Source organism: Mesorhizobium sp. B2-4-19 (assembly GCF_006441315.1).
Lineage (GTDB): Bacteria > Pseudomonadota > Alphaproteobacteria > Rhizobiales > Rhizobiaceae > Mesorhizobium.
Genome location: NZ_VFUV01000014.1, coordinates 13122 through 33505 on the forward strand (window position 1 = coordinate 13122; position 20384 = coordinate 33505).

The window sequence follows — 20384 nt, forward strand, 5'->3', positions numbered from 1 at the left end:
CGTCACGACGCTGATGGGCATCGACGAACGCTCAAATCCCCATTAACCCGAAACGATCTCGATCTCTTAAGGTACCCCTTCCCCGGGAAGCTTTCCGACGCCGGCCCGGTGCCCAGGCATCACCGCGACAGGCCCGAGGTAGTAGCCTTCGCCCGCCTCCGTGACTGCATTGGGTCACCTGCTGGCCCGAGTCGCTACGTAGATCGAGCGGCCGAAGTCAGAAGCCGCGGGTTTGGGCGATCCACCGCAGCGACCCCGCGCCATTCGCTTCCCTTAATTGCGGCTTATCCTCGAGCTTTTGTTGTAAGGATGCCTCGACAGGGCTTTCGTGTTCATATAATGTATACATTAATACAATGCAGTTGAGGAATCCAATGCACGCAGTTGAAACCCTGGCGGGACAGATGGCGCAATCCGCAAGTCTCCACGACATCAGGAACAGCATTCTGGTCAACGCGGTCGAGCAGGCCGTACAAACATACACCGCAAACAACCGCGCCAGCCGGGAGCTTTTCGAGCGTGCTCAAAATTCCATGCCGGGCGGAAACACAAGGAGCGCGCTTCATTTCGATCCGTTCCCCCTCTATGTCAGCGACAGTGCCGGTGCATATATCCGAGACGTCGACGGTCACCGATATCTCGACGTCCTAGGAGAGTTCACAGCCGGTCTTTACGGCCACAGGGACGATCGCATCGCGAGGGCGGTAGTCAAAGCCACTGAGCGGGGAGCCTCCAACGGAGCCCCAGGCGCCGCGGAGATTGAACTTGCTGAACTTGTCTGTGAACGGTTTCCCGCAATAGAGACCGTTCGGTTCTGCAATTCCGGGACGGAAGCCAATCTATACGCACTAACCTTGGCGAGAATCGCCACGGGACGTCAAAAGCTGCTGTGTTTCTCAGGCGCTTACCACGGCGGGGTCTTCGTGTTCGGCGGCGGTGGCAGCGTAATGAATGTCCCGTTCGATTGGACCGTGTGTCGCTACAATGACGAGAGAGGGGCCGGCGAAACGATCGATCGGTTGGGGTTGGATCTGGCAGCGGTGATCATTGAACCGATGATGAGCAATGGCGGCTGCATCGCAGCCCGACCAGACTTCTTACGTATGCTGCGGGAAAGATGCACTGCCGTTGGAGCGCTGCTGATTTTCGACGAAGTGGTCACGTCCAGGATGGGTCCGGGTGGGCTACAGGAGATCCACGGAGTCCTCCCTGATTTGACAACGCTGGGAAAGTACCTTGGTGCTGGCTTTTCGTTCGGCGCCTTTGGTGGTCGTGCCCGCATAATGGATCTGATGAATCCCACGCGTTCCGATGCACTTCCTCATGCCGGCACATTCAACAACAACGTGTATTCAATGTCGGCTGGTGCGGTAGGCTTGAAGGGGGTATTTACGAAGCAGCAATCCCAGACGCTTTTCGATGAAGGGGAAAATCTGCGAGATCGACTGAACAAGACCGCCAATGCGATATCGCCGGCGGTTCAATTCACGGGCTGCGGATCCGTGATGAATATCCATTTCGTTCGCGGTGAGATCAGTTGCCCCGAGGATGTCGCGCACGAATCGAAGGATCTCATGAAGCTGTTTCATTTCGATCTCCTCGAGGCGGGCGTTTACGCGGCGCGCAGGGGGCAAATCAATCTCAGCTTGCCGATGACGCTTGAAGACCACGATACGATAGTGACGGCGGTGGCCGGATTCCTGCAGCGGCGAAAGCCGCTGATTGATGCGACAATTTGAGATCGACAGCAGCAATTCTGGGTGGGCCATGACATTCGAACCCCATTTCAAACACCGCAATCTTCCCGACCAGGTCGCAGAACATATTGTTGTTTTGCTGGCGAATGGTGATCTGCAACCGGGACAGCGGTTGTTCGAGAAGGATATCTGTCAGCTTTTGGGCGTCAGTCGGATTCCGGTTCGCGAAGCCCTTCGCATCCTTCAGACGCAGGGCGTCGTCACCACGGAACCCAATCGTGGAACCTTCATCACCGAGTTCGGTTCGGATGAGACATCGGAGATGCTTGAGGTGCGCCTGAGCGTCGAGCGCATCGCACTTCGGCGTCTGCTGAAACAGGTCGCCGCCCGGCCCGAAATCATCAGCGAATTGCAGGATTCGATCGACGAAATGCGGCGGGCAGCGAAACTGTCGGACCAGCTTGCGTATTGCCGCGCTGATCTTGGGTTTCACAGCCGGATGGTCGAACTCTCGCAGAGTCCAGTACTCAAGCCGATCTGGGATTCGCTCGCTCGTGGTGTTCTGGTTTTCCTGATGCAGGAGAGAAATGTCGCCTTCGACTACGAAGCGTCGATCCGCGACCACGAACTGCTCGTCCAGATGATCCGCGACCGCAAGAGAGGCGCCCTTGATCAGGAGATCGAGCGTCACATCATGGGATATCTAAAACAGCATCGCGAGGTGCAGTCGGAAGCGCAGAAGATGAAAGCCCAATGATCGTTTCATCGAGAAAGCTGGGCCGCAGCGGCGTCTCGCTATCGCCGGTCGGTTTGGGAGGAGTTCCACTTGGCGAAATCTATGCTCGTGTAAACGAGACTGTTGCTCAGGAAACGATGTCAGCGGCGTGGGAAGCGGGCATACGCTACTACGACACGTCGCCTTGGTACGGGCGGGGATTGAGCGAACTGCGCTTCGGCAGCTTGCTGCGGCAAAAACCGCGCGGCGAATTCGTGCTGTCGACGAAAGTTGGCCGTACGTTTCACCGGCCGAGCGATCCGTCGTCTTTCAAGGGGGAGTTCTGGGCTGGCGGCCTGCCGTTCGAACATCGGTTCGACTACACTTATGATGGGATCATGCGCTCATATGATCAGAGCCTGATGCGGCTGGGGCTCAACACCATCGACCTCCTGCTTATCCATGATCTCGACGTCGCTGAAATCGGATCCGAAGACCTGGTGAAACATCACTTCAGGGATATGGAGCGATCGGGATGGCGTGCCCTGGAGGCGCTTCGCCATTCGGGCGAAATCTCGGCCATCGGAGCGGGCGTCAACATCCTTGGCACAATCCCGGAATTTCTCCGACGCTTCGACCTCAACTTTTTCCTGGTGGCGATGCCTTACACGCTTCTCGATCAGGAGGTGCTCAACGAGGAATTCCCGCTTTGCCGAGAGCGAGGTGTTGGGATCGTCGTAGGCTCTCCCTACGCGTCCGGAATCCTGGCAACGGGCACAAACACCCCCGATCCATACTATAACTACCTGCCGGCTACCCGGACGGTTCTTGAGAAAACAAGGCGGATAGAGGCCGTCTGCACACGATACGACGTTCCACTCAAAGCGGCCGCGTTCCAGTTTCCGCTTCGCCATCCAATCGTTGCGAGCGTCGTGTCGGGGGCCGGAACGCCTGCCCAGGCAACCGAGAACGCGCGCTTGCTGGACGTCAGAATCCCGGAGGAGTTCTGGCAAGAATTAATGTCTCTCGGCCTCCTGCATCCAGACGCCCCTCAAGCTCGGGCGGCATAGGCGATGGCCAGCGACACCCTACGACCTCCTGCGCATGTCGCCTTTCTTGGCTTGGGCAAGATGGGCGTGCCGATGGCCAATGCGATTGCAAAGGCAGGGTTTCGCGTTCGATCATGGACAAGATCCCAGCGAAGACCCGACGCTCTCGCAGAAGCGGTGGAATTCCTCCCATCACCGCTTGCGGCGGTGAACGATGCCGCCGCCGTTGTTGCGATGCTTGCTGATGGCAATGCCACCGATGCCGCGCTTTTCGGCTCGGGGGTCGCCGACAGGCTGTCACCGGGGACGATCATTGTCGACATGGGTACCTCCGGACCCGAAGTGGCCAGCGTGCATAGCCAAAGGTTTGCGATGCAGGGCTGCGCTTATCTGGATGCTCCGGTTTCCGGCGGCGTCGCCGGCGCCATGAACGCCTCTCTCACCATCTTTGCGGGAGGCGAGTTCCGGGATTTCGAACGGGTGAAGTCGATCCTGGACACGATGGGAACACCGCATCACCTCGGTCCGGTAGGCGCCGGGCAGACCGCAAAACTAGCGAACCAGATCATCGTGGCCGTTTCGATCGCGGCGCTCGCCGAAGGGCTGACGTTCGCCGAAGGACACGGCCTCGACGCTGTCAGGTTGATCGAGGCGCTCAAGGGAGGCTTCGCCGACAGCGCGGTGTTGCGTCAGCACGGCCCGCGCATGGCCGCTCGCGACTTTTCGGCAGCCGGAGCGATGCGGCTTCATCTCAAGGATCTTCGTTTGGCCAAGGGCGGGAACTCAGAGACGTTTTGTCATTTGTGGCACGCGAACAAGGCCCTGGATGTTTTCGAGGCTCTGGTCGCTCAAGGCTTGGGTGACACCGATCACAGCGGCTACGTCGTGGCATATGGGGCGCCGGGTCCGTGCCCATCGTCTTCCTGATTGACCTGTAGCGCGTGCCTGAACGTGTATCTCGATCCAGCCCTCTTGATTTGTTAGAATGTATACATTATGACAATGTCAGTGATGAAGATCGCTACAAAAAGCGGCCAACCAAGAGACCGGGGAACGATTATGAGAAGCTACCTATGCGCACTTACATGCGCTGCTGCGACAGCATTCGGATCAACGGCGTCGTTCGCGGCCGACATCAAGCCCGCCCTCCTTTACGATCTTGGCGGTAAGTATGATCACTCCTTCAACGAGAGCGCGTTCAACGGCGCGGAGAAATTCAAGAAGGAGAAAGGAATCTCCTTCTCGGAATTCGAGCCCAGCAACGACGCTCAGCGTGAACAAGCCTTGCGGACGTTCGCCCAGCGAGGTGCCGATCCCATCGTTACCGTCGGCTTCACATGGGCGCTGGCGCTCAAGAAGATCGCTCCGCAATATCCAAAGACCCGTTTCGTGACCATCGACAACACCGTCGATCTGCCGAACGTGAAATCCATCGAATTCCGCTACAACGAACTCGCGTTCCTGGTCGGAGCGTTGGCGGGCATCAAGACCAAGACGGGTACTGTCGGGTTCGTTGGCGGCATGGATATTCCGCTAATTCGTGATTACGAGTGCGGCTACGAGACGGGTGCGCGTCACACGAATCCCAAAGTCACTGTTCTGCAGAACATGACGGGAACCACTCCGTCGGCATGGACTGATCCGGCGCGCGGCCGCGAATTGGCGTTGGGGCAGTTCGATCGAGGCGCCGACATAATCTTCGGGGCAGCGGGAGGTACCACAATGGGCATTCTGCAGGCTGCGGCCGACGCCAACAAGCTCGCCATCGGTGTCGACTCCAATCAGAACGGTATACACCCGGGCCACGTGCTGACCTCGGCAATGTCGGCGACGGACGTTGCTGTCTACACGGCGCTCTCTGAGGCCGCCGATGGAACCTGGAAGGCTGGGGCCACGAGCCTTGGTGTCAAGGAAGGTGGCGTCAACTGGGTCATCGACGAGAACAATCGCCCGCTGTTGACCGATGACGACATTGCGAAGGTGGACGCCGTCAAAAATGATATCGTCAGTGGCAAGGTCAAGGTGCCTGAGTACGCACAAACCAACTCGTGCCCTGCCCGCTGACGCCGAGGTGTCAAGGAGGGTCGGCCGGGTACTGAGCTGTCCATGTCGTAGTCTTGGTCATCTCCGAGCCTGAGCATCTTCACCGTTGCCCCCTCCGCCCAGCGCCGACGGCAGCCGTGAAATCGCGCGCTATCGGGCAGTCCTTGTCTGCCCGTCTTCGATAGGAGAATCGAAATGACACGCCAGCTTTCTACAATTCTCTCTGCCGCCGTTATAGCACTGGACTTAACGACCTTTTCTCTTGCTGCCGACATCAAGCCGGCTCTGCTTTACGATCTCGGTGGCAAGTTCGACCGCTCCTTCAACGAGAACGCATTTAACGGCGCCGAGAAGTTCAAGACCGAGAAAGGCATCTCCTTCCTCGAGTTCGAACCGAACAACGACGCCCAGCGCGAACAGGCACTACGGACCTTTGCAAACCAGGGCGCAAGTCCCATCGTCACGGTGGGCTTCACATGGGCGCTAGCGCTGGAGAAGGTCGCTCCCCAATATCCCGACACGCGCTTCGTCATTATCGACAATAAGGTCGACCTTCCGAACGTGCAGTCGATCGAATTCGCCTACAACGAAGGCGCTTTCATCGTCGGCGCGCTCGCAGGCCTCAAGACCAATACCGGAACCATCGGCTTCGTCGGGGGCATGGACATTCCCATCATTCGCAGCTTCGAATGCGGGTACGAAACCGGCGCCCGTCACACCCGTCCCGACATCAAGGTCATTCAGAACATGACCGGGACGACGCCGTCTGCCTGGACGGATCCGGCCCGCGGTCGCGAGCTCGCTCTAGGTCAATATGATCGAGGTGCGGATATCGTTTTCGCGGCTGCCGGTGGCACCACCATGGGTGTTCTTCAGGCGGCCGCCGATGCCGACAAACTGGCGATAGGCGTCGGCACGAACCAAAACGGCGTGCACCCAGGCCATGTCCTCACCTCTGCAACCGCCGGGATCGACGTTGCCGTTTACCGGACGCTGTCTGATGCGTCCGACGGAAAATGGAAGGCGGGAGTGCTGCGGCTCGGCGTCAAGGAGGGCGGCGTGGGTTGGTTTGTCGATGAAAACAACCGTCCGCTTCTGACTGATGATGACATCGTCAAAGTCAAGGCAATCGAAGCCGACATCGCGAGTGGCAAGGTCAAGGTCCCAGAATACATCGCGACCAACTCCTGCCCTAAAGCACAGTGACGGGTTCATAAGGCAGATGCTTCAAATCGCTGGATATACGGATCAATGGGTGGTTTCGCCCGGTGAGAAGGTCGGTGTTCGGGTATCGTCCCGCCATCCATCGTTCCACGCGCGGTTTGTGCGCCACCTCGGAGCGATCGAAAATCCCCAACACTGGTCATCGAAAACAGTGGAAATCGACGAAGCGCGAAGCGGGCCACATCCGGCGACCGAGCGGCCGCTGAAACTCGGCTCTTTCTTCAAGGTCGACGTCACCCATCAGTTCAACCAAGTCGCCTTGGTTCTGATCTTCGATCTTTTCCCGACCCACTTCGGCACGGACGGCGGGACCGTCGCTACGATTGATTTCGGGCAGTGGCAACTCAGCCTGCGCCATGATCCATCAGGCGCGCTTTTCGTGGTCGCCGGAAATCTGGATGCTCAGGAAATCAGGAAATTTGACCTCCTCAAACTCCATCCTCTGAGATGGCAAGGGGTAGCTGTCCGGCTGGATCTCTCCAATGGAATGCTTGATACTTCCGTTGTCGGTTCGTCAGCGCAATTCGAGTCTGTTCGCGTAGGCGGTGCTTCTCCCAGCACTTCGCTGACAGGGTTTGCACTCGCCGGCCGATCCACAACCGATGGGATGCGTGGCGACTTTGACGGCAAGGTCGCATCGCCTTCCTTGTTTGGGACTGTGCGGCCGCTAACGCAGGTGCTGGCTTTTCAGGAAACATCGGAGCGCATCGCGCGCTGGGATTTCGGGTTCGAACAAGGATCATTCCGTGCGCCGGACGAATGGGGCAATTGTCGGCCCGGCCAATTTTTCAACAGCCCCACCCGAGCGGTTACGTCATCGTCCTGGGATGGGAGAAACAACGATTTTCGCGAATGCGGTTCGCAATATGATGCAGCCTGGTTTCACCGCGACGACCTAGGCGATGCCGGATGGCCTGTCGATTTTGAGCTGACTGTCCCGGCAAGTGCTACGGGCGCCTGCTCGATCATCCTTTCCGCTTCAGAGGACGTCGACTGGGCGGATCGCGCCAGTTTCGATGCGTTGCCTCTGTTTGTGCGGCCGCCTTTGACGTCGAATTCGCGCGTCGCGCTGGTTTTGCCAACTTTCTCTTATCGAGCCTACACCAACAACACCTTTGCGGAAGAAGCCGATCCAAAGGTGTTCCAGCTGAAGAAGGCCTCGGTTTCGAAGCCACTGTACGACTATGCGATCGATCACGATCTGAAATCGCTCTACAGCCTCCACAGCGACGGATCTGGCGTGTGTCTGGCTTCACTGAAACGGCCGCAGGTCACCACCAGGGCCGACTTCGATTCCCAATTGCAGGGTTTTCCACATCAGTTCTCGGCGGACCTCGCGATCATTGGATGGCTTCATGACCTGAAGGTCGACTTCGACATCCTCACCGACGAGATGTTGCATGACGGCGGACATCCCATACTCGCCCCGTACGACGTGATCTTGACAGGTTCCCACCCCGAATATGCCAGCGCCGCCCTGCTTGATGCCTACGAGGATTTCGCTGCGACGGGCGGGTCCATCATGTATCTGGGCGGCAACGGCTTTTACTGGTCGATCGGGCTGAATGCGGACGTACCCGAGCTGATCGAGGTGCGCAGGGCGGAAGGCGGGCGAACCTGGTCGGCGGGTCAAGGCGAACGGCGTCAGCAGCTTGACGGTCGCGAGGGCGGTATCTGGCGCGGGCTGGGCCGCGCGCCGAACAGGCTGTTCGGCGTTGGCTTCTGCGCACACGGTTTTTCAGGCGACGGAATCTACAGGGTCGAGCCGTCGCTGAGGCCGGAAAATCTTCCCCGACACCTGGCGGCGGCATTTCGACAGATCGGAGACCGCCGGTTCGGTGTGGCTGGTCTGGAACTCGACCGATACGCTCCGGAGCTCGGTTCGCCCACCGACGCGATCATTCTTGCGCATGCCGAAAGCATGCCATCCGGCTATGTGCCGACCGTCGAGGAGCTTACCGGCCTCGACGTCCTGATCGTTGATCACAGTGCCGCACTGCGCGCCATGGTCAGGGGAGACATCGTGCTTTTTCGGCATGAGGGCGGCGGCCAGATTTTTTCCGTCGGCTCCATCCGCTGGACGAACGGGCTTCTGGACCCCGACGACAAAATGCACGTTGCATCGGTGACCGAGGCCGCGTTGCGCGACCTGCTTGAAGACGCCGCGTTGAGACGTGGGACCATATCAGCCGAAGGGTGGGCGGCATGCTGATCACAAAGCCAGAGTCAATCTTGCAGGCAGTGCCGCCCGCCATCGAGTTCATCGGCCTGACCAAGAAGTTCGGGTCGCTTCTCGCCAACGACAACGTCAGTTTCGCGATCAGCGCGGGAACGATCCACGGCATCGTGGGTGAAAATGGCGCCGGAAAATCGACGCTCATGAGTACGCTTTTCGGCCTATACAAACCGGATGCCGGCGAAATCAGGCTCAACGGGAAGGCAGTTTCGATCAGAAGCCCTTCCGCCGCCATCCAGCGCGGCGTTGGCATGGTCCATCAGCATTTCGTGCTCGTGGACCGCCTGACCGCGCTGCAAAACGTGATCGTTGGCTCCGAGGGCCGGTTCTGGCTTGGTGGAAAGACCAGCGCCTGCCGTGAAAAGGTGACGGCCATCCAGCAGCGCTATGGCCTCGCGTTCCCGCTCGACGCGACGATCCGATCCCTCCCGGTCGGCGTCCAGCAGCGTGTCGAGATTGTCAAATCACTCTACCGGGACGCCGAAATCCTGATCCTCGACGAGCCCACCAGCGTTCTGACGCCCGACGAAGTCAAAGGCCTGTTCCACGTCTTTCGCAGCCTTGCCGCCGAGGGCAAGACAATCATCCTGATCACGCACAAGCTCCAGGAAGTCTTGGACGTGACAGACAATGTGACGGTGCTGAGACAAGGGCGCTGCATTGTCACGACACCAACAAACTCGGTCACCCGCGCCTCCCTCGCGGAGATGATGGTTGGGAGAAAAGTCGGGCGTATCTCGGATGCCAGAGCACCTGCCACGGGCGACGTAAAGATCGACGTTCGGGATTTAACGTTCCGTGATCCGTCGGAAACGGTGAGGGTCAATGGCCTGTCGTTCGACGTTCATGGCGGAGAGATCCTTGGAATTGCCGGCGTTTCTGGAAACGGCCAGACCGAATTGCTTTCGATGCTTGCAGGTCTCGTGAGCCCATCGGATGGCAATATCCAACTCGGGTCTCTAACCGTCACGCCAAGCCAGCCGACGTCTCCGATCAAAGTGCGGGCCAGCGGTGTCGCTCATGTGCCCGAGGATCGATTGCGACATGGTCTCGTGCCGAAATGGAGCGCATTGGAGAATAGTGTCCTTGGACTGCAGCGATCCGGAAAGGTCGCCGGGTTGGGTAACTGGATCGTGCGGTCGAAAATTGCTGAATGGTGCCGCGAGTTAATGATCGCGCACGATGTCAGGCCTCCGGATCCGCATCGGCCGATCCGTGTTTTTTCCGGCGGCAATCAGCAGAAGCTGGTGATCGGGCGGGAACTGGCGCTCGACCCCGAGATCATTCTGATCGGCCAGCCGACGCGGGGCGTCGACATCGGCGCCATCGAGAGCATCCACCGCAAGCTTCTCGCGCAGCGGCAGGCCGGCAAGGCCATCCTTCTTGTGTCCGTCGAACTCGAAGAGGTGATGGATCTTTCGGATCGTATCCTGGTCATGTTTGAAGGCCGTTCGATGGGTGAACTGAATCGCGATGAATTCGACGAACGTGTGATCGGCCTCATGATGGCCGGCTCGCAGCGCGACAGCGCTATCGAACAGATAGGGGGAGGAGAAGGCTGATGCGCCGCATGTCAACTGTCGTCGGCGGCGTCCTCGCCGCTTTCATCAACATCTTCATCGCTGTCGCACTTGGCGGCATCTTGATTCTGGCAGTGGGCGAAGATCCGATCGCCGCACTCGATGTCGTGCTTCAGGGCGCCTTCGGAAGCTTGGACGGACTAAGCTACACCTTGCACTATGCCACGAACTTCATCTTCGCCGGTCTGGCCGTGGCAATCGCGGCGCAGGCCAACCAGTTCAACATCGGCGGCGAGGGGCAGGCCTATCTCGGCGGCCTTGGGGTAACACTGCTGTGCTTCGCGATGCCGGGCTTTCCCTGGTATGTCGCCTTGCCCTTCGGGATCGTCGCCGCGATGGTTTTTGGCGCTATCTGGGTCGCCGTTCCCGCCTACATGGTCGCGCGACGGGGCAGCCATCTCGTCATCACGACGATCATGTTCAACTTCCTGGCCTCCCTGTTGATGATCTACCTGATCGTCAATCAATTCCGGGAAGCCGGTTCCATGATCCCGGCAAGCGCGGCAATCTCATCTTCTCTTGAACTGCTTCGCTTCGACCAGATCCTCGCCGCCGTGGGAATTCAGGTTCCGGAGTCTCCTCTCAATGTAACCATTCTCGTGGCGCTGGCTTGCTGTGTTCTTGCGACCTATCTGATCTGGCACACGCGATGGGGCTACGAATTGCGTGCGGTCGGCGCCAACTCCGAAGCTGCGGCGTTCGCGGGCATTCCGGTCAATCGCGTGATTATCCAGGCGATATGCATCTCTGGCGGGCTTGCCGGACTGATCGGCGTCAACGAGATCATGGGGGCGCAGCATCGTCTGATGCTCGACTTTGCCTTTGGGTATGGGTTCACCGGAATTGCCGTCGCCCTCATCGGCGCCAACCATCCAGCAGGCATCATCCCGGCGTCGATCCTGTTCGGTGCGCTCTATCAGGGTGGCGCCTCGCTTTCGTTCCTGTTTCCATCGGTTTCAAGAGACGTCGTCATTGTCCTCCAAGGGCTGGTGATCCTGTTCGCCGGCGGGCTGGTGCATGTGTTGCGCCCACTCGCCACAAACGTGGTCGAGGCCTTTCTGGTCCGGATGGGTATCGCCGGGGAACGCATCTGATGGACTATCTCGCTTTGCTCCTGATTACCGCCTCAGCACTTCGCCTCGCTGTCCCTGTTGTGCTTGCAGCCATTGCGGGCCTCTACGCGGAAACATCCGGCCTGATCGATATCGGCATGGAGGGCAAAATGCTGGTAGGAGCCTTCGCCGCCGGCGCATTCGCCTCGCTGTCCGGAGATCCTTGGATTGGATTGGCTGGGGCGATGGCCATGGCAATCGTCATTGCCATGGCGCAAGGCTTCGCCTCCATCACGTTGCGCGGCAATCAGTTGGTGATCGGACTGGCCATCAACATCATCGCGAGCGGGCTGACCGTCTTCCTGGGCATAGCTTGGTACCAGAGGGGCGGCCAGACGCCGCCGCTCGCCGATGCCGCCAGATTTCCCTCCCTGAAACTTCCCTTCGCCGAGAGCGTCGCTCACGTTCCGGTGGTGGGGCCTCTCTACAATGTGGTGTTGAGCGGCCACACAATCCTTGGCTACCTCGCTTTTGCGGTGGTGCTTGCCACCTGGTTCATTCTGTATCGCAGCAGCTACGGGCTGCGGCTAAGGGCTTGCGGTGACAAACCGGAAGCCGTCGACACGGCGGGCGTTTCGGTCATCGGGCTTCGCTATTCGGCACTGATCGTCAACGGCGCGCTTTGCGGCGCCGCTGGTGCCTATCTTGCGATCGTCCAGGGCGGCGCCTTCTATCGGGACATGACCGCCGGGCAAGGGTTCATGGCGCTCGCGGCGTTGATCTTCGGCAACTGGCGTCCAGGCAGGGTGCTTGCCGCCTGCCTTCTGTTCGCTTTCGCCGACGCAATCCAGGGGCGACTTCAAGGCTCCGTGCTCGCCGGCTTCGAAGTGCCGACGCAATTGATTCAGGCGCTGCCCTATTTGCTCACGATCCTCTTGCTCGCCGGGGTTGTCGGCCGGGCGGAAGGGCCCGCAGCCGCTGGCAGGCCCTATGTCAAGGGCGAACGCTGAACAGACATAACCAACGGGTCTGCCGAACGCGGTTTTCGCGGAATCTCATGAACGCGTAAAAGGGAAATACGATGAAGACGAAAGTAATTGTCGATACCGACACGGGCGTGGACGACGCGATGGGATGCGCGCTCGCGCTCAGGTCGCCGGAACTGGACGTTGTGGCCTTCACGTCGGTCTTCGGAAATGTCAGCGTCGAGCTCACGACAGAAAACACCGCATACTTGATGGAGGTTTTTGATCGGACAGACATTCCGCTTGCCAAAGGAGCTGGCCGTGGTCTGGTCGGCAGCCCAAGCTTCACGCCATTTGTTCATGGCGACGACGGCGTTGGGAACGCGGGTTTCGAAAAGGCAAGCAAGGTCAAGCCGGTCAAAGCGTCCGCGGCAGCACTTACGGTAGATCTTGCGCGCGCCAATCCAGGAGAAATCACCTACATCGCGCTCGGGCCACTGACCAATCTGGCCCTTGCACTGGCGATCGATCCTGACCTTCCAACTTACCTCAAGAAAGTCGTTTGGATGGGAGGAGCGGTTTATGTGCCCGGCAACGTCACTCCCGTGGCGGAAGCCGACGCGTGGCATGACCCGGAAAGCGCTCAGATGGTGCTGCAGCAGTCCGGCTGGGAGGTCGAAATGGTTGGCCTCGACGTGACCGACGACACCCTGCTCGATGAAAAAGATCTCGAGAGGCTGAAGGCTGGCAGCGGGCAGGGCCGTTACCTGGCGGCGATGATGCCGTTCTATATGAACTTCTATTCAAAAAAACTTGGCCGCTACGCTTGTGCGGCTCACTCGGCTTTGACGGTTGCCGTCGTTGCCGACCCGAACATCGTCACGGCTTCGGAAAAGCTGCCGGTTCAAGTCGAACTCAAAGGCTCGATTACTCGTGGAATGACAGTTGCTGACCGTCGGACAAACGGGGCCAATGGCGGAGATCGTCAGTGGGCTGACACGCCTTTGACAAAGGTTCTTCGTGATGTCGACCGCGAACGCTTCCGGGAAATGTTCCTGAGCCGCATCGAAGTTTAAGGCGTTCAATGATCCGTTGCGGGGTAATCATTGAATGAGAGCTGCTACCGAAGGATTTCGGCCAGACTACGCGGACGCTGTTGCAGGTGTCCGCGTAGCCGAACACCTGAAAGATTTCGATTGGCGCATTGTTGGAACGCCGCCACTCGGTATCGCGACCGCGAACAGCGACATCGACATCATTTGCCACGCTTCAGATTATGAGCGGTTTGCGAAAGTCGTTTGGGGTTCGTTTGGCTACTGTCTCAATTTCTCGTTGAGACAATGGACTTCCGGCGGACGATGCGTTGTCTGCGATTTCTTCTTCGATGGCTGGGAATTCCAGGTTTTTGGAGATTGTCGAGCTATCGTCGACCAGTCAGCCTGGCGGCATTTTGTCGTCGAGCAGCGCCTTCTCAATCTTGGTGGCGAGACGCTGCGGCAGCGCGTTTTTGCGGAGCGATTGGAAGGATTAAAGACCGAACCGGCGTTTGCAAAGGTTCTGGGACTCGACGGCGATCCATTCTCCGAAATGCAGAAACTGTTTGAAGCCAAAGATGAGCATTTGCACCTCCTCATTGCCAGGAACTCTTAGAGCGCTTCTGAAGGGGATCTTAAGCTCCGAGGTTTTGTATCATGTAATGGACCCTTTTGGTGGTCTATTAGGAAGCGAGCGCTGTGGCGCTCTCCCGCCATTCGTTGCACCCATCTCCAATCCCGGAAAATTGGAACCATGACGCAGACAATTGGAAGTCAAGGACCTGTATGTCGGAAAGTCTCTGAACCGCGATCCGGAAATGGGCATGAGGGGAAGGCCTTCTCTTGCGGCCGAGCCAAGGTCTCGGCCGACCCTTCTGCGGGGAGACCCGCCTCCCCTTTAGAGATCCTCAAGGGGAGATTATTCGCTCCACTACCGGCTCTCTAGCCGAAGCGGTTGGCCAGCAGGCCGCGCACGTCGGGCTTGAGCACGAACAGGCCGCCCTCGGAGGGATTGGCGGCAAGATACTCCTCGCTCATCGTGAAGCGCGCGGAGGTCACGAACAGCGTGTCGAGACCTGCGCCGCCGAAGGCACAACTCGTCGGCCAGTTGCAGGGCAGTTCGACGATCCGGTCCAACCTGCCGTCGGGTGCGATGCGGGCGAGGCAGCTCCCGCCCACCACCCGGCAGTTCCAGACATGGTCCTCGGCGTCGAGACACGAGCCGTCCGGCAGGCCGCGCCCGAAACCAGTGAAGAAGGGGCGTGCTTCGCCGAGCCCCGCCTCTTCTTGTCCCAGCCATAGCTGTAGAGCGCGTTCTTCATGGTGTCGGCGGTGACGAAGCGTCCGTCAGGCAGCCATGTCATGGTGTTGGTGATGCCGAAACGGTCCTCACTCAGCGATGTCACCCTGCCGTCGGGGCCGACCCGGCAGAGCCGGCCTTCGTCGCTTGCGATCGCCATCGGCGCGTCGTCCGGCCCGATACTGTTGGCCATCGTGCCGACCCACAACGAGCCGTCCGGCGCGACGACGCCTTCGTTGAGTCTTGTTCCGGGCCGGTCGGCCTCGCGATGGTCGCGCCGGCGAAACCAAAGGGAGAGATCCACATGACCACCGAACACAAAACCGCCCAAGTCACGGCGTTTATATTGTCGAGGGTGAAGGCGACAACGCTTACGTTAATTTGTCAAGACGGCGCCTAGGTTAAGTGCGGCTGCCAGCGTCTTCGATGAAGAAACCCCATCAAAGCCTGGGATCAAACAGCTAGCGCCACCCGGTAGCGCAGCACAGGGCCGCCAGCCTCATAGCCAAGTTCGGCGAAGAGCCAGCGGATTGCCGGCAGTGCATCAAAATAAGGGTGCAGCAGATAGCGGTCCGCAGCCTGCGGCTGTTCGGCTAGTTTAATGTGATTGCAGGCATGGCAGATTGGGACGAGGTTGGCCGGGCAGATGTTCAGTTCCCGGTAGTCCATCTTGGGCAAGAAGTGATCGACCTCATAGACTTCGCCGAAAGTGCAATAAGGACAGTAGCGTGCCGAGTTTCGAATCATGTCGCATGCCCAACGACCACGACCCTCCTTGTCCACAAGACGGTTGTCGTAGAGGGGGCGGACAAGTTTTTCCTCGGGGGCCGTGAGGTCGATCGGAGCAAGACCGGCCAGCCCGCCGCCCGCAGCCGCGCCAACAAAGATCGCACCGGCATCCACTATTCGGTCGCCGAGGTTCACAAGGGTAGCGCGGTCGGCAGTCCTTTGTGTCTGGGCGACGCAATCATCAAATAGCGACCGGTGATCGATCTCAGGCACAGGGAGAGGGAGCAAGGCTATTCCTCTCCGGCCACGAATGCGCGGGTAGGAACATGGCCTCAACGCCGATATCGCCGATGCCGGGATCTGAGGATACGATCCGTATAGCATCGAGCCAGCGTTCTAGGCGCTGAGGTTCGGCCGAGACGTTGTTCAGGGACTGCCCAAACTCGGCATCTAGCTCGTCCGTGACGCAACACCATGATACGGGCGTCGGCTCGGTGGGACGGCAGCAATTCTCCAGCGATGCGCTTGGCCTCTTCGGCATAGAACTCGACATAGGACGCCGCGTAGTCAATCTCGCCGAGCGCCTCTGCGAGGCTTGCCCTGCTCGCTTGTGAGGATTGTGGCGAGGTCCCACTTGTTGGCAAGGATTAGATCGAACCATTTGCGCAGCACTGGGCTGCGCTCCTTGGCTGTCTTGGCCGCCCACGGGTGGAACGCTTCGGCAGCAGCCTCGACAGCTTCAGTCGCCTCACTCGCACCATGGTTGGGCACCTTGCCAACGACGTCGCCATTGGCCGGATTGGTCACCACCACACTGGCTTCGCCTACGAAGGCGCCGTTGAAATAGGCCTGTGATTTGAGCAGGCCGGGGTCGATGAGTGTGCGCATTGCAGGTCCCGATCGGCCTCAGCCTACGTGTTTGCTCGACGGACGACGGCATTCAGAAGCACGTTGACACCAGGGACGGTGTATTCGAGTTCGATGTGCTCCGCCTCGTTGTGGGTGATCCCATTCCTGCAGGGAGTGAAAATCATGGCTGCAGGCGCGACTTTTGAGACATGGTAGGCATCATGCCCTGCCGCACTCAGCATGTGCTTGTGCGAGACACCGAGGTCGGCCGACACCGTGCGGATGAGGTTGATCAGCCCCGCATCGAAGGCGATGTTTCCGAACGACCATTCCTTGACGACTGCCCCTACGACACGCGCCTGCTTGGTCGCAATCGCGATCGTGTCGAGAACCTCGCGGTACATTTCCGCCGCCGTACCGGCATCGGGGTGGCGAACGTCGACTATGACGTCGGCGCTATCGGCGATAATGCCATATCGGTTTGGTGAAACCTCGATGCGGGCGCAGGTCGCTCGCCCGTTGGGTTCGTACCCCCAGCCGATTTCATTGGCCTTGGCTATCAAGATTGCGGCCGCAACCAGGGGATCCTTGCGGGCCTTCATCGGTGTCGGGCCGCAATGGGCGTTCTCTCCGGTGAAGTGTATTTCGGCGCCGAAGGACGTGAAGCCGCCTGTGACGATGCCGACGTCCACGCCCTCTTCCTCGAGGACAGGGCCTTGCTCAATGTGCAACTCGAAATAACAATCGATGTCCGTGCGGTCGCGATCCTGCTCGCCTCTATAGCCAATGCGTGCGAGTTCGGCTCCCAGCAGCGTGCCGGCATCGTCCGGCTGCGCCAGGACCCAGTCGACATCGTGGACGCCAGCGAAGGCGCCGGCACCCATCATCGGCGGCTGGAAACGCACACCTTCCTCATTCGTCCAGCAAACCACCTCGATCGACCGTCTGGTCTGCACCCCCTTGTCATTGAGGGTACGCACGACCTCCAGTCCGGCGAGGACACCGAGGATGCCGTCGAACCTGCCCCCGGCTATTTGCGTGTCCAGATGGCTGCCTATCAATACAGGCTTGAGTGCCGGATCGAGCCCGATGCGTCGCGCGAAGATGTTGCCGACCTTATCGATTTCGACGGAACAACCGGCCTCCCGGCACCAGCGGACAAAGAGATCGCGCATGGTTTTGTCTTGGTCGGTCAGCGCCAGGCGGCACAGGCCTCCCTTCATGCCTGCGCCGATGGTTGCGGACACCATCAAGGTATCCCAAAGCCGCCTACCGTCGATTTCGAGTGCGTTGGTCATATGCAGCCAGCCTTTGTAGGACAGTCGTCTCTGCGCAGGGAAAGAGCGCCAGCCGTCGAGTTAGCAGACGCTGGCTGTTACAGAAATTTCGATGTAACAATTTTCACTTAGAGAGAGCTCTAAGTATCAGGAAGTGCCCGATGTCCTTGCCGGTGATCAGTAATGTCGATCTCAAGCTGCTCAGCGTCTTCAGGACGGTTGCGCGCAGTGGCGGGTTCTCGCTTGCGCAGGCAGCCCTAAACGTGAGCCAGGCCACCATCAGCATCCACATCAAGAACCTTGAGACCCGTCTGGGGCTGACACTGTGCCAGCGAGGACGAAGTGGTTTCGCTCTAACAGAGGACGGACAGCGCGTGTACGACGCATCGAACGCCCTCTTCAACCACATCGAGGATTTTCGCAGCCTCGTCCTTGGCTACGAACGCCTGGTCGGCGAACTTCAAATCGCGGTCATCGACAATTCGGTATATCACCCGACATTCCAACTTGGCCGGGTCATCCGCGCCTTCGGGCTGTTGGACCACAATGTCGACATTACGGTCCACGTGGCGCCGCCGAACCAGTTGGAGCAGATGGTGCTCGGCAGTCAGGCCCATATCGGGATTGGCTTCTTTCCCCGCAGGTTATCGCAGCTGGAGTATGATCCTGCCTTCACCGCCGACATGGAGGTCTACTGTGGAAGTCAGCACCCGCTCTTCGACGTGCCCGAGGACAAACTCAGCCCTCAGCTAATATCGCAATACAGGCACGCCCAACGTGGCTATGTTTCCTACGATCAACTGCCTGAGAATGAAAAGCACTTCAATTTCACAGCCCGCGCGCAAGCCATAGAAGGGCTCGCTCATCTTATCCTATCGGGGCAGTACCTGGCGTTCCTGCCGGTTCACTATGCCCGGAACTGGGTTTCCCAAGGTCAGATGCGATCATTGCTCCCGTTGGAATACGCATACTCGTCACAGTACGAGATCATTCGGCGAAAGTCGGCCGGGCGGACGCCTGCAGAGAAGAAGTTTTTCGAGCTGCTGACCACCGAAGGGTGACACCTCGTTCGGACCAGCGTCGATTCATAGAGATAGATCTAACTGAATATTGTTACATTTCGATTTTTCAAGCTGGCTTAGTCTGCCAAGCTCTCCGCGAGGTCGTCCAAAGAATGGGTGACCACAAGGGAACGGCCAACAAACGAAATTGAGGGTTCACCAAGAGACCCCAGGCAAGGCAAAGGCCGCTTCGAAATTGGCAATGGTGGATCAGCTATCCATCCAATGGGAGATTCCAAATGAGCGACAAACTGGAAATCCGGCAAGGGGCATCACGCCGCAACTTTCTGAAGAACGCAGGCTTTGGTGGCCTGGCTTCGGCTGCCGTTCTCGCAGGCCTCAATAGCAATGCTTCAGCTGAGTCCTCCCAGCCGGCCGTTATCGGGGCGCCGCTGCAGCTCACCGGAGCGGGTGCAGCGGACGGCATCGAGTTCAAGCAGGGACTGGAGATGGCGGCCGAGGAAATCAACGCCCTCGGCGGCATCCTGGGCCGTGAAGTCAAAATCGTCGTCGAGGATACGGAGTCCGGCGGCGATGATCTGATCACCAGTGCAGGCCAGAGGCTGATCGATCATGGCGGTGCGTGCGCATTGATTTCGGGCTACAATTTTGGTTCGCAGACGGCCCTGCAGAACGTGGCAGCGGATGCGTCGATCGTCTATATGCACGCAGATACAGCCCGCGCGCATACGGAACTGGTAAGCGGAGATCCGAAGCGGTTCTGGGGCTCATTCATGTATTGTCCCTCCGAGCTCTACTACGGCTTTGCCTTTCTAAACTTCATCAAGAAGCTGGAGGACACTGGCCAACTCAAGGCGCAAAACAAGAAGATTGCCCTGATTACCGGCCCGCTCGTCTACTCGATCAACATCGCCAATTCCATCAAGGATGAGGCTGCCAAATACGGGTACGAGATATCACTCTTCGAGACCGTACAGGCACCGACCTCGGAGTGGGGGCCGACACTCGCCAAACTGCGGGCCGACCAGCCTGGCTTCATTGCGGTCACCCACTTCTTCCCGCAGGATCAGGCCCAGTTCATGATCCAGTTCCTGACCAATCCGACGAATAGCCTGGTCTATCTGCAGTACGGTGCGTCGCTGGCTGCCTTCCGCGACATTGCGGGCGACGCCTCTGAGGGCGTGCTCTATGCCACCAATATCGGCGTGCTGTCCGGTGACGTCAGCAAAGACTTCGCCGACAAGTACACCGCCAGGTACGGTGCCAAGGCCTCTCCGAACGGTGGTGCGCAGACTTACGAGGCCCTGCATTTGTTCGCACAGGCCGCAGCAATGGCCGGCGGCGTCGGGACTGCCTACGAGGAAGAGCAGAACCGGAAGATCGCCGGACGATTGAGGTCGACCATCTATCGCGGACCAACGGGCGCCATTCGCTTCGACCAGAAGGCCCAGCAGGCATTCTCCTACCCGGTGCAGACTAAGGATCCGTCGCTGGGCATGGCGCACATCTTCAGCCAGATCAAGAAGAAGGGAGAGAACGGCTACATCATCTCGCCGACGCCTTACGAGACGGCCGCGTTCGAACTACCCAAATGGATGAAAGCTTGAGGTCG

General features: G+C 59.0%; 16 protein-coding genes and 3 pseudogenes. 14 read left to right on the forward strand and 5 right to left on the reverse strand.

The window, feature by feature from the left end:
• The first annotated feature begins 374 nt into the window (after nucleotides 1-374).
• From FJ546_RS21700 to FJ546_RS21755, 12 genes are all read left to right on the forward strand, one after another.
• On the forward strand, nucleotides 375-1739 hold the full coding sequence (locus tag FJ546_RS21700) for an aminotransferase class III-fold pyridoxal phosphate-dependent enzyme (protein ID WP_181168032.1): 1365 nt from the start codon (nucleotides 375-377) through the stop codon (nucleotides 1737-1739).
• A gap of 28 nt (nucleotides 1740-1767) precedes the next feature.
• Nucleotides 1768-2454 (forward strand): GntR family transcriptional regulator, encoded by a 687-nt coding sequence (locus tag FJ546_RS21705; protein WP_181168033.1) that lies wholly within the window; start codon nucleotides 1768-1770, stop codon nucleotides 2452-2454.
• Nucleotides 2451-3482: an aldo/keto reductase gene (locus tag FJ546_RS21710; RefSeq protein ID WP_140891211.1), complete on the forward strand. Its 1032-nt coding sequence runs from the start codon at nucleotides 2451-2453 to the stop codon at nucleotides 3480-3482. The genes FJ546_RS21705 and FJ546_RS21710 overlap by 4 nt, the downstream gene beginning before the upstream one ends.
• A 3-nt stretch (nucleotides 3483-3485) precedes the next feature.
• Nucleotides 3486-4388: an NAD(P)-dependent oxidoreductase gene (locus FJ546_RS21715; protein WP_140891212.1), complete on the forward strand. Its 903-nt coding sequence runs from the start codon at nucleotides 3486-3488 to the stop codon at nucleotides 4386-4388.
• Nucleotides 4389-4520: 132 nt separating this feature from the next.
• Nucleotides 4521-5525 carry a BMP family ABC transporter substrate-binding protein gene (locus tag FJ546_RS21720; RefSeq protein WP_140891335.1) on the forward strand — a complete coding sequence of 335 codons (1005 nt, stop codon included), beginning with the start codon at nucleotides 4521-4523 and terminating at the stop codon, nucleotides 5523-5525.
• A gap of 174 nt (nucleotides 5526-5699) precedes the next feature.
• Nucleotides 5700-6710 carry a BMP family ABC transporter substrate-binding protein gene (locus FJ546_RS21725; RefSeq protein WP_140891213.1) on the forward strand — a complete coding sequence of 337 codons (1011 nt, stop codon included), beginning with the start codon at nucleotides 5700-5702 and terminating at the stop codon, nucleotides 6708-6710.
• 16 nt (nucleotides 6711-6726) lie between these two features.
• Nucleotides 6727-8940, forward strand: a complete 2214-nt coding sequence (locus FJ546_RS21730) for a N,N-dimethylformamidase beta subunit family domain-containing protein (protein ID WP_140891214.1) — start codon at nucleotides 6727-6729, stop codon at nucleotides 8938-8940.
• Nucleotides 8934-10526, forward strand: a complete 1593-nt coding sequence (locus tag FJ546_RS21735; RefSeq protein ID WP_140891215.1) for an ABC transporter ATP-binding protein — start codon at nucleotides 8934-8936, stop codon at nucleotides 10524-10526. Before FJ546_RS21730 ends, FJ546_RS21735 begins: the two co-directional genes overlap by 7 nt.
• The gene (locus tag FJ546_RS21740; RefSeq protein ID WP_140891216.1) at nucleotides 10526-11638 is read left to right on the forward strand and encodes an ABC transporter permease; all 1113 of its coding nucleotides are present in this window, start codon (nucleotides 10526-10528) and stop codon (nucleotides 11636-11638) included. The genes FJ546_RS21735 and FJ546_RS21740 overlap by 1 nt, the downstream gene beginning before the upstream one ends.
• Entirely contained in the window at nucleotides 11638-12606 is a 969-nt protein-coding gene (locus FJ546_RS21745; RefSeq protein WP_140891217.1) for an ABC transporter permease, read from the forward strand. The genes FJ546_RS21740 and FJ546_RS21745 overlap by 1 nt, the downstream gene beginning before the upstream one ends.
• A 71-nt stretch (nucleotides 12607-12677) precedes the next feature.
• Nucleotides 12678-13637: a nucleoside hydrolase gene (locus FJ546_RS21750; protein ID WP_140891218.1), complete on the forward strand. Its 960-nt coding sequence runs from the start codon at nucleotides 12678-12680 to the stop codon at nucleotides 13635-13637.
• 34 nt (nucleotides 13638-13671) lie between these two features.
• Entirely contained in the window at nucleotides 13672-14211 is a 540-nt protein-coding gene (locus FJ546_RS21755; protein WP_140891219.1) for a DUF4269 domain-containing protein, read from the forward strand.
• 488 nt (nucleotides 14212-14699) lie between these two features.
• Here FJ546_RS21755 and FJ546_RS31670 read toward each other — a convergent pair.
• The 5 genes and pseudogenes from FJ546_RS31670 to FJ546_RS21775 form a co-directional block, all read right to left on the reverse strand.
• Nucleotides 14700-14891, reverse strand: a pseudogene (locus FJ546_RS31670) (SMP-30/gluconolactonase/LRE family protein); the annotation flags it as partial.
• Between the two features lie 41 nt (nucleotides 14892-14932).
• Nucleotides 14933-15214, reverse strand: a pseudogene (locus FJ546_RS31675) (SMP-30/gluconolactonase/LRE family protein); the annotation flags it as partial.
• Nucleotides 15215-15348: 134 nt separating this feature from the next.
• Nucleotides 15349-15819, reverse strand: a complete 471-nt coding sequence (locus FJ546_RS21765) for an HNH endonuclease signature motif containing protein (protein WP_140891220.1) — start codon at nucleotides 15817-15819, stop codon at nucleotides 15349-15351.
• Between the two features lie 269 nt (nucleotides 15820-16088).
• Nucleotides 16089-16512, reverse strand: a pseudogene (locus FJ546_RS21770) (aldehyde dehydrogenase family protein); the annotation flags it as partial.
• A gap of 23 nt (nucleotides 16513-16535) precedes the next feature.
• Nucleotides 16536-17771, reverse strand: a complete 1236-nt coding sequence (locus FJ546_RS21775) for a Zn-dependent hydrolase (protein WP_140891221.1) — start codon at nucleotides 17769-17771, stop codon at nucleotides 16536-16538.
• A 140-nt stretch (nucleotides 17772-17911) separates the two neighbouring features.
• Here FJ546_RS21775 and FJ546_RS21780 point away from each other — a divergent pair, with 140 nt between their 5' ends.
• The gene (locus FJ546_RS21780; protein ID WP_140891222.1) at nucleotides 17912-18811 is read left to right on the forward strand and encodes a LysR family transcriptional regulator; all 900 of its coding nucleotides are present in this window, start codon (nucleotides 17912-17914) and stop codon (nucleotides 18809-18811) included.
• A gap of 239 nt (nucleotides 18812-19050) precedes the next feature.
• On the forward strand, nucleotides 19051-20379 hold the full coding sequence (locus FJ546_RS21785; protein ID WP_140891223.1) for an ABC transporter substrate-binding protein: 1329 nt from the start codon (nucleotides 19051-19053) through the stop codon (nucleotides 20377-20379).
• Nucleotides 20380-20384 lie beyond the last annotated feature (5 nt).

Coding starts and splice junctions, on each gene's coding strand:
- FJ546_RS21700 (WP_181168032.1), top strand. CDS start 375: ATGCACGCAGTTGAAACCCTGGCGGGACAGATGGCGCAATCCGCAAGT.
- FJ546_RS21705 (WP_181168033.1), top strand. CDS start 1,768: ATGACATTCGAACCCCATTTCAAACACCGCAATCTTCCCGACCAGGTC.
- FJ546_RS21710 (WP_140891211.1), top strand. CDS start 2,451: ATGATCGTTTCATCGAGAAAGCTGGGCCGCAGCGGCGTCTCGCTATCG.
- FJ546_RS21715 (WP_140891212.1), top strand. CDS start 3,486: ATGGCCAGCGACACCCTACGACCTCCTGCGCATGTCGCCTTTCTTGGC.
- FJ546_RS21720 (WP_140891335.1), top strand. CDS start 4,521: ATGAGAAGCTACCTATGCGCACTTACATGCGCTGCTGCGACAGCATTC.
- FJ546_RS21725 (WP_140891213.1), top strand. CDS start 5,700: ATGACACGCCAGCTTTCTACAATTCTCTCTGCCGCCGTTATAGCACTG.
- FJ546_RS21730 (WP_140891214.1), top strand. CDS start 6,727: ATGCTTCAAATCGCTGGATATACGGATCAATGGGTGGTTTCGCCCGGT.
- FJ546_RS21735 (WP_140891215.1), top strand. CDS start 8,934: ATGCTGATCACAAAGCCAGAGTCAATCTTGCAGGCAGTGCCGCCCGCC.
- FJ546_RS21740 (WP_140891216.1), top strand. CDS start 10,526: ATGCGCCGCATGTCAACTGTCGTCGGCGGCGTCCTCGCCGCTTTCATC.
- FJ546_RS21745 (WP_140891217.1), top strand. CDS start 11,638: ATGGACTATCTCGCTTTGCTCCTGATTACCGCCTCAGCACTTCGCCTC.
- FJ546_RS21750 (WP_140891218.1), top strand. CDS start 12,678: ATGAAGACGAAAGTAATTGTCGATACCGACACGGGCGTGGACGACGCG.
- FJ546_RS21755 (WP_140891219.1), top strand. CDS start 13,672: ATGAGAGCTGCTACCGAAGGATTTCGGCCAGACTACGCGGACGCTGTT.
- FJ546_RS21775 (WP_140891221.1), bottom strand. CDS start 17,771: ATGACCAACGCACTCGAAATCGACGGTAGGCGGCTTTGGGATACCTTG.
- FJ546_RS21780 (WP_140891222.1), top strand. CDS start 17,912: ATGTCCTTGCCGGTGATCAGTAATGTCGATCTCAAGCTGCTCAGCGTC.
- FJ546_RS21785 (WP_140891223.1), top strand. CDS start 19,051: ATGAGCGACAAACTGGAAATCCGGCAAGGGGCATCACGCCGCAACTTT.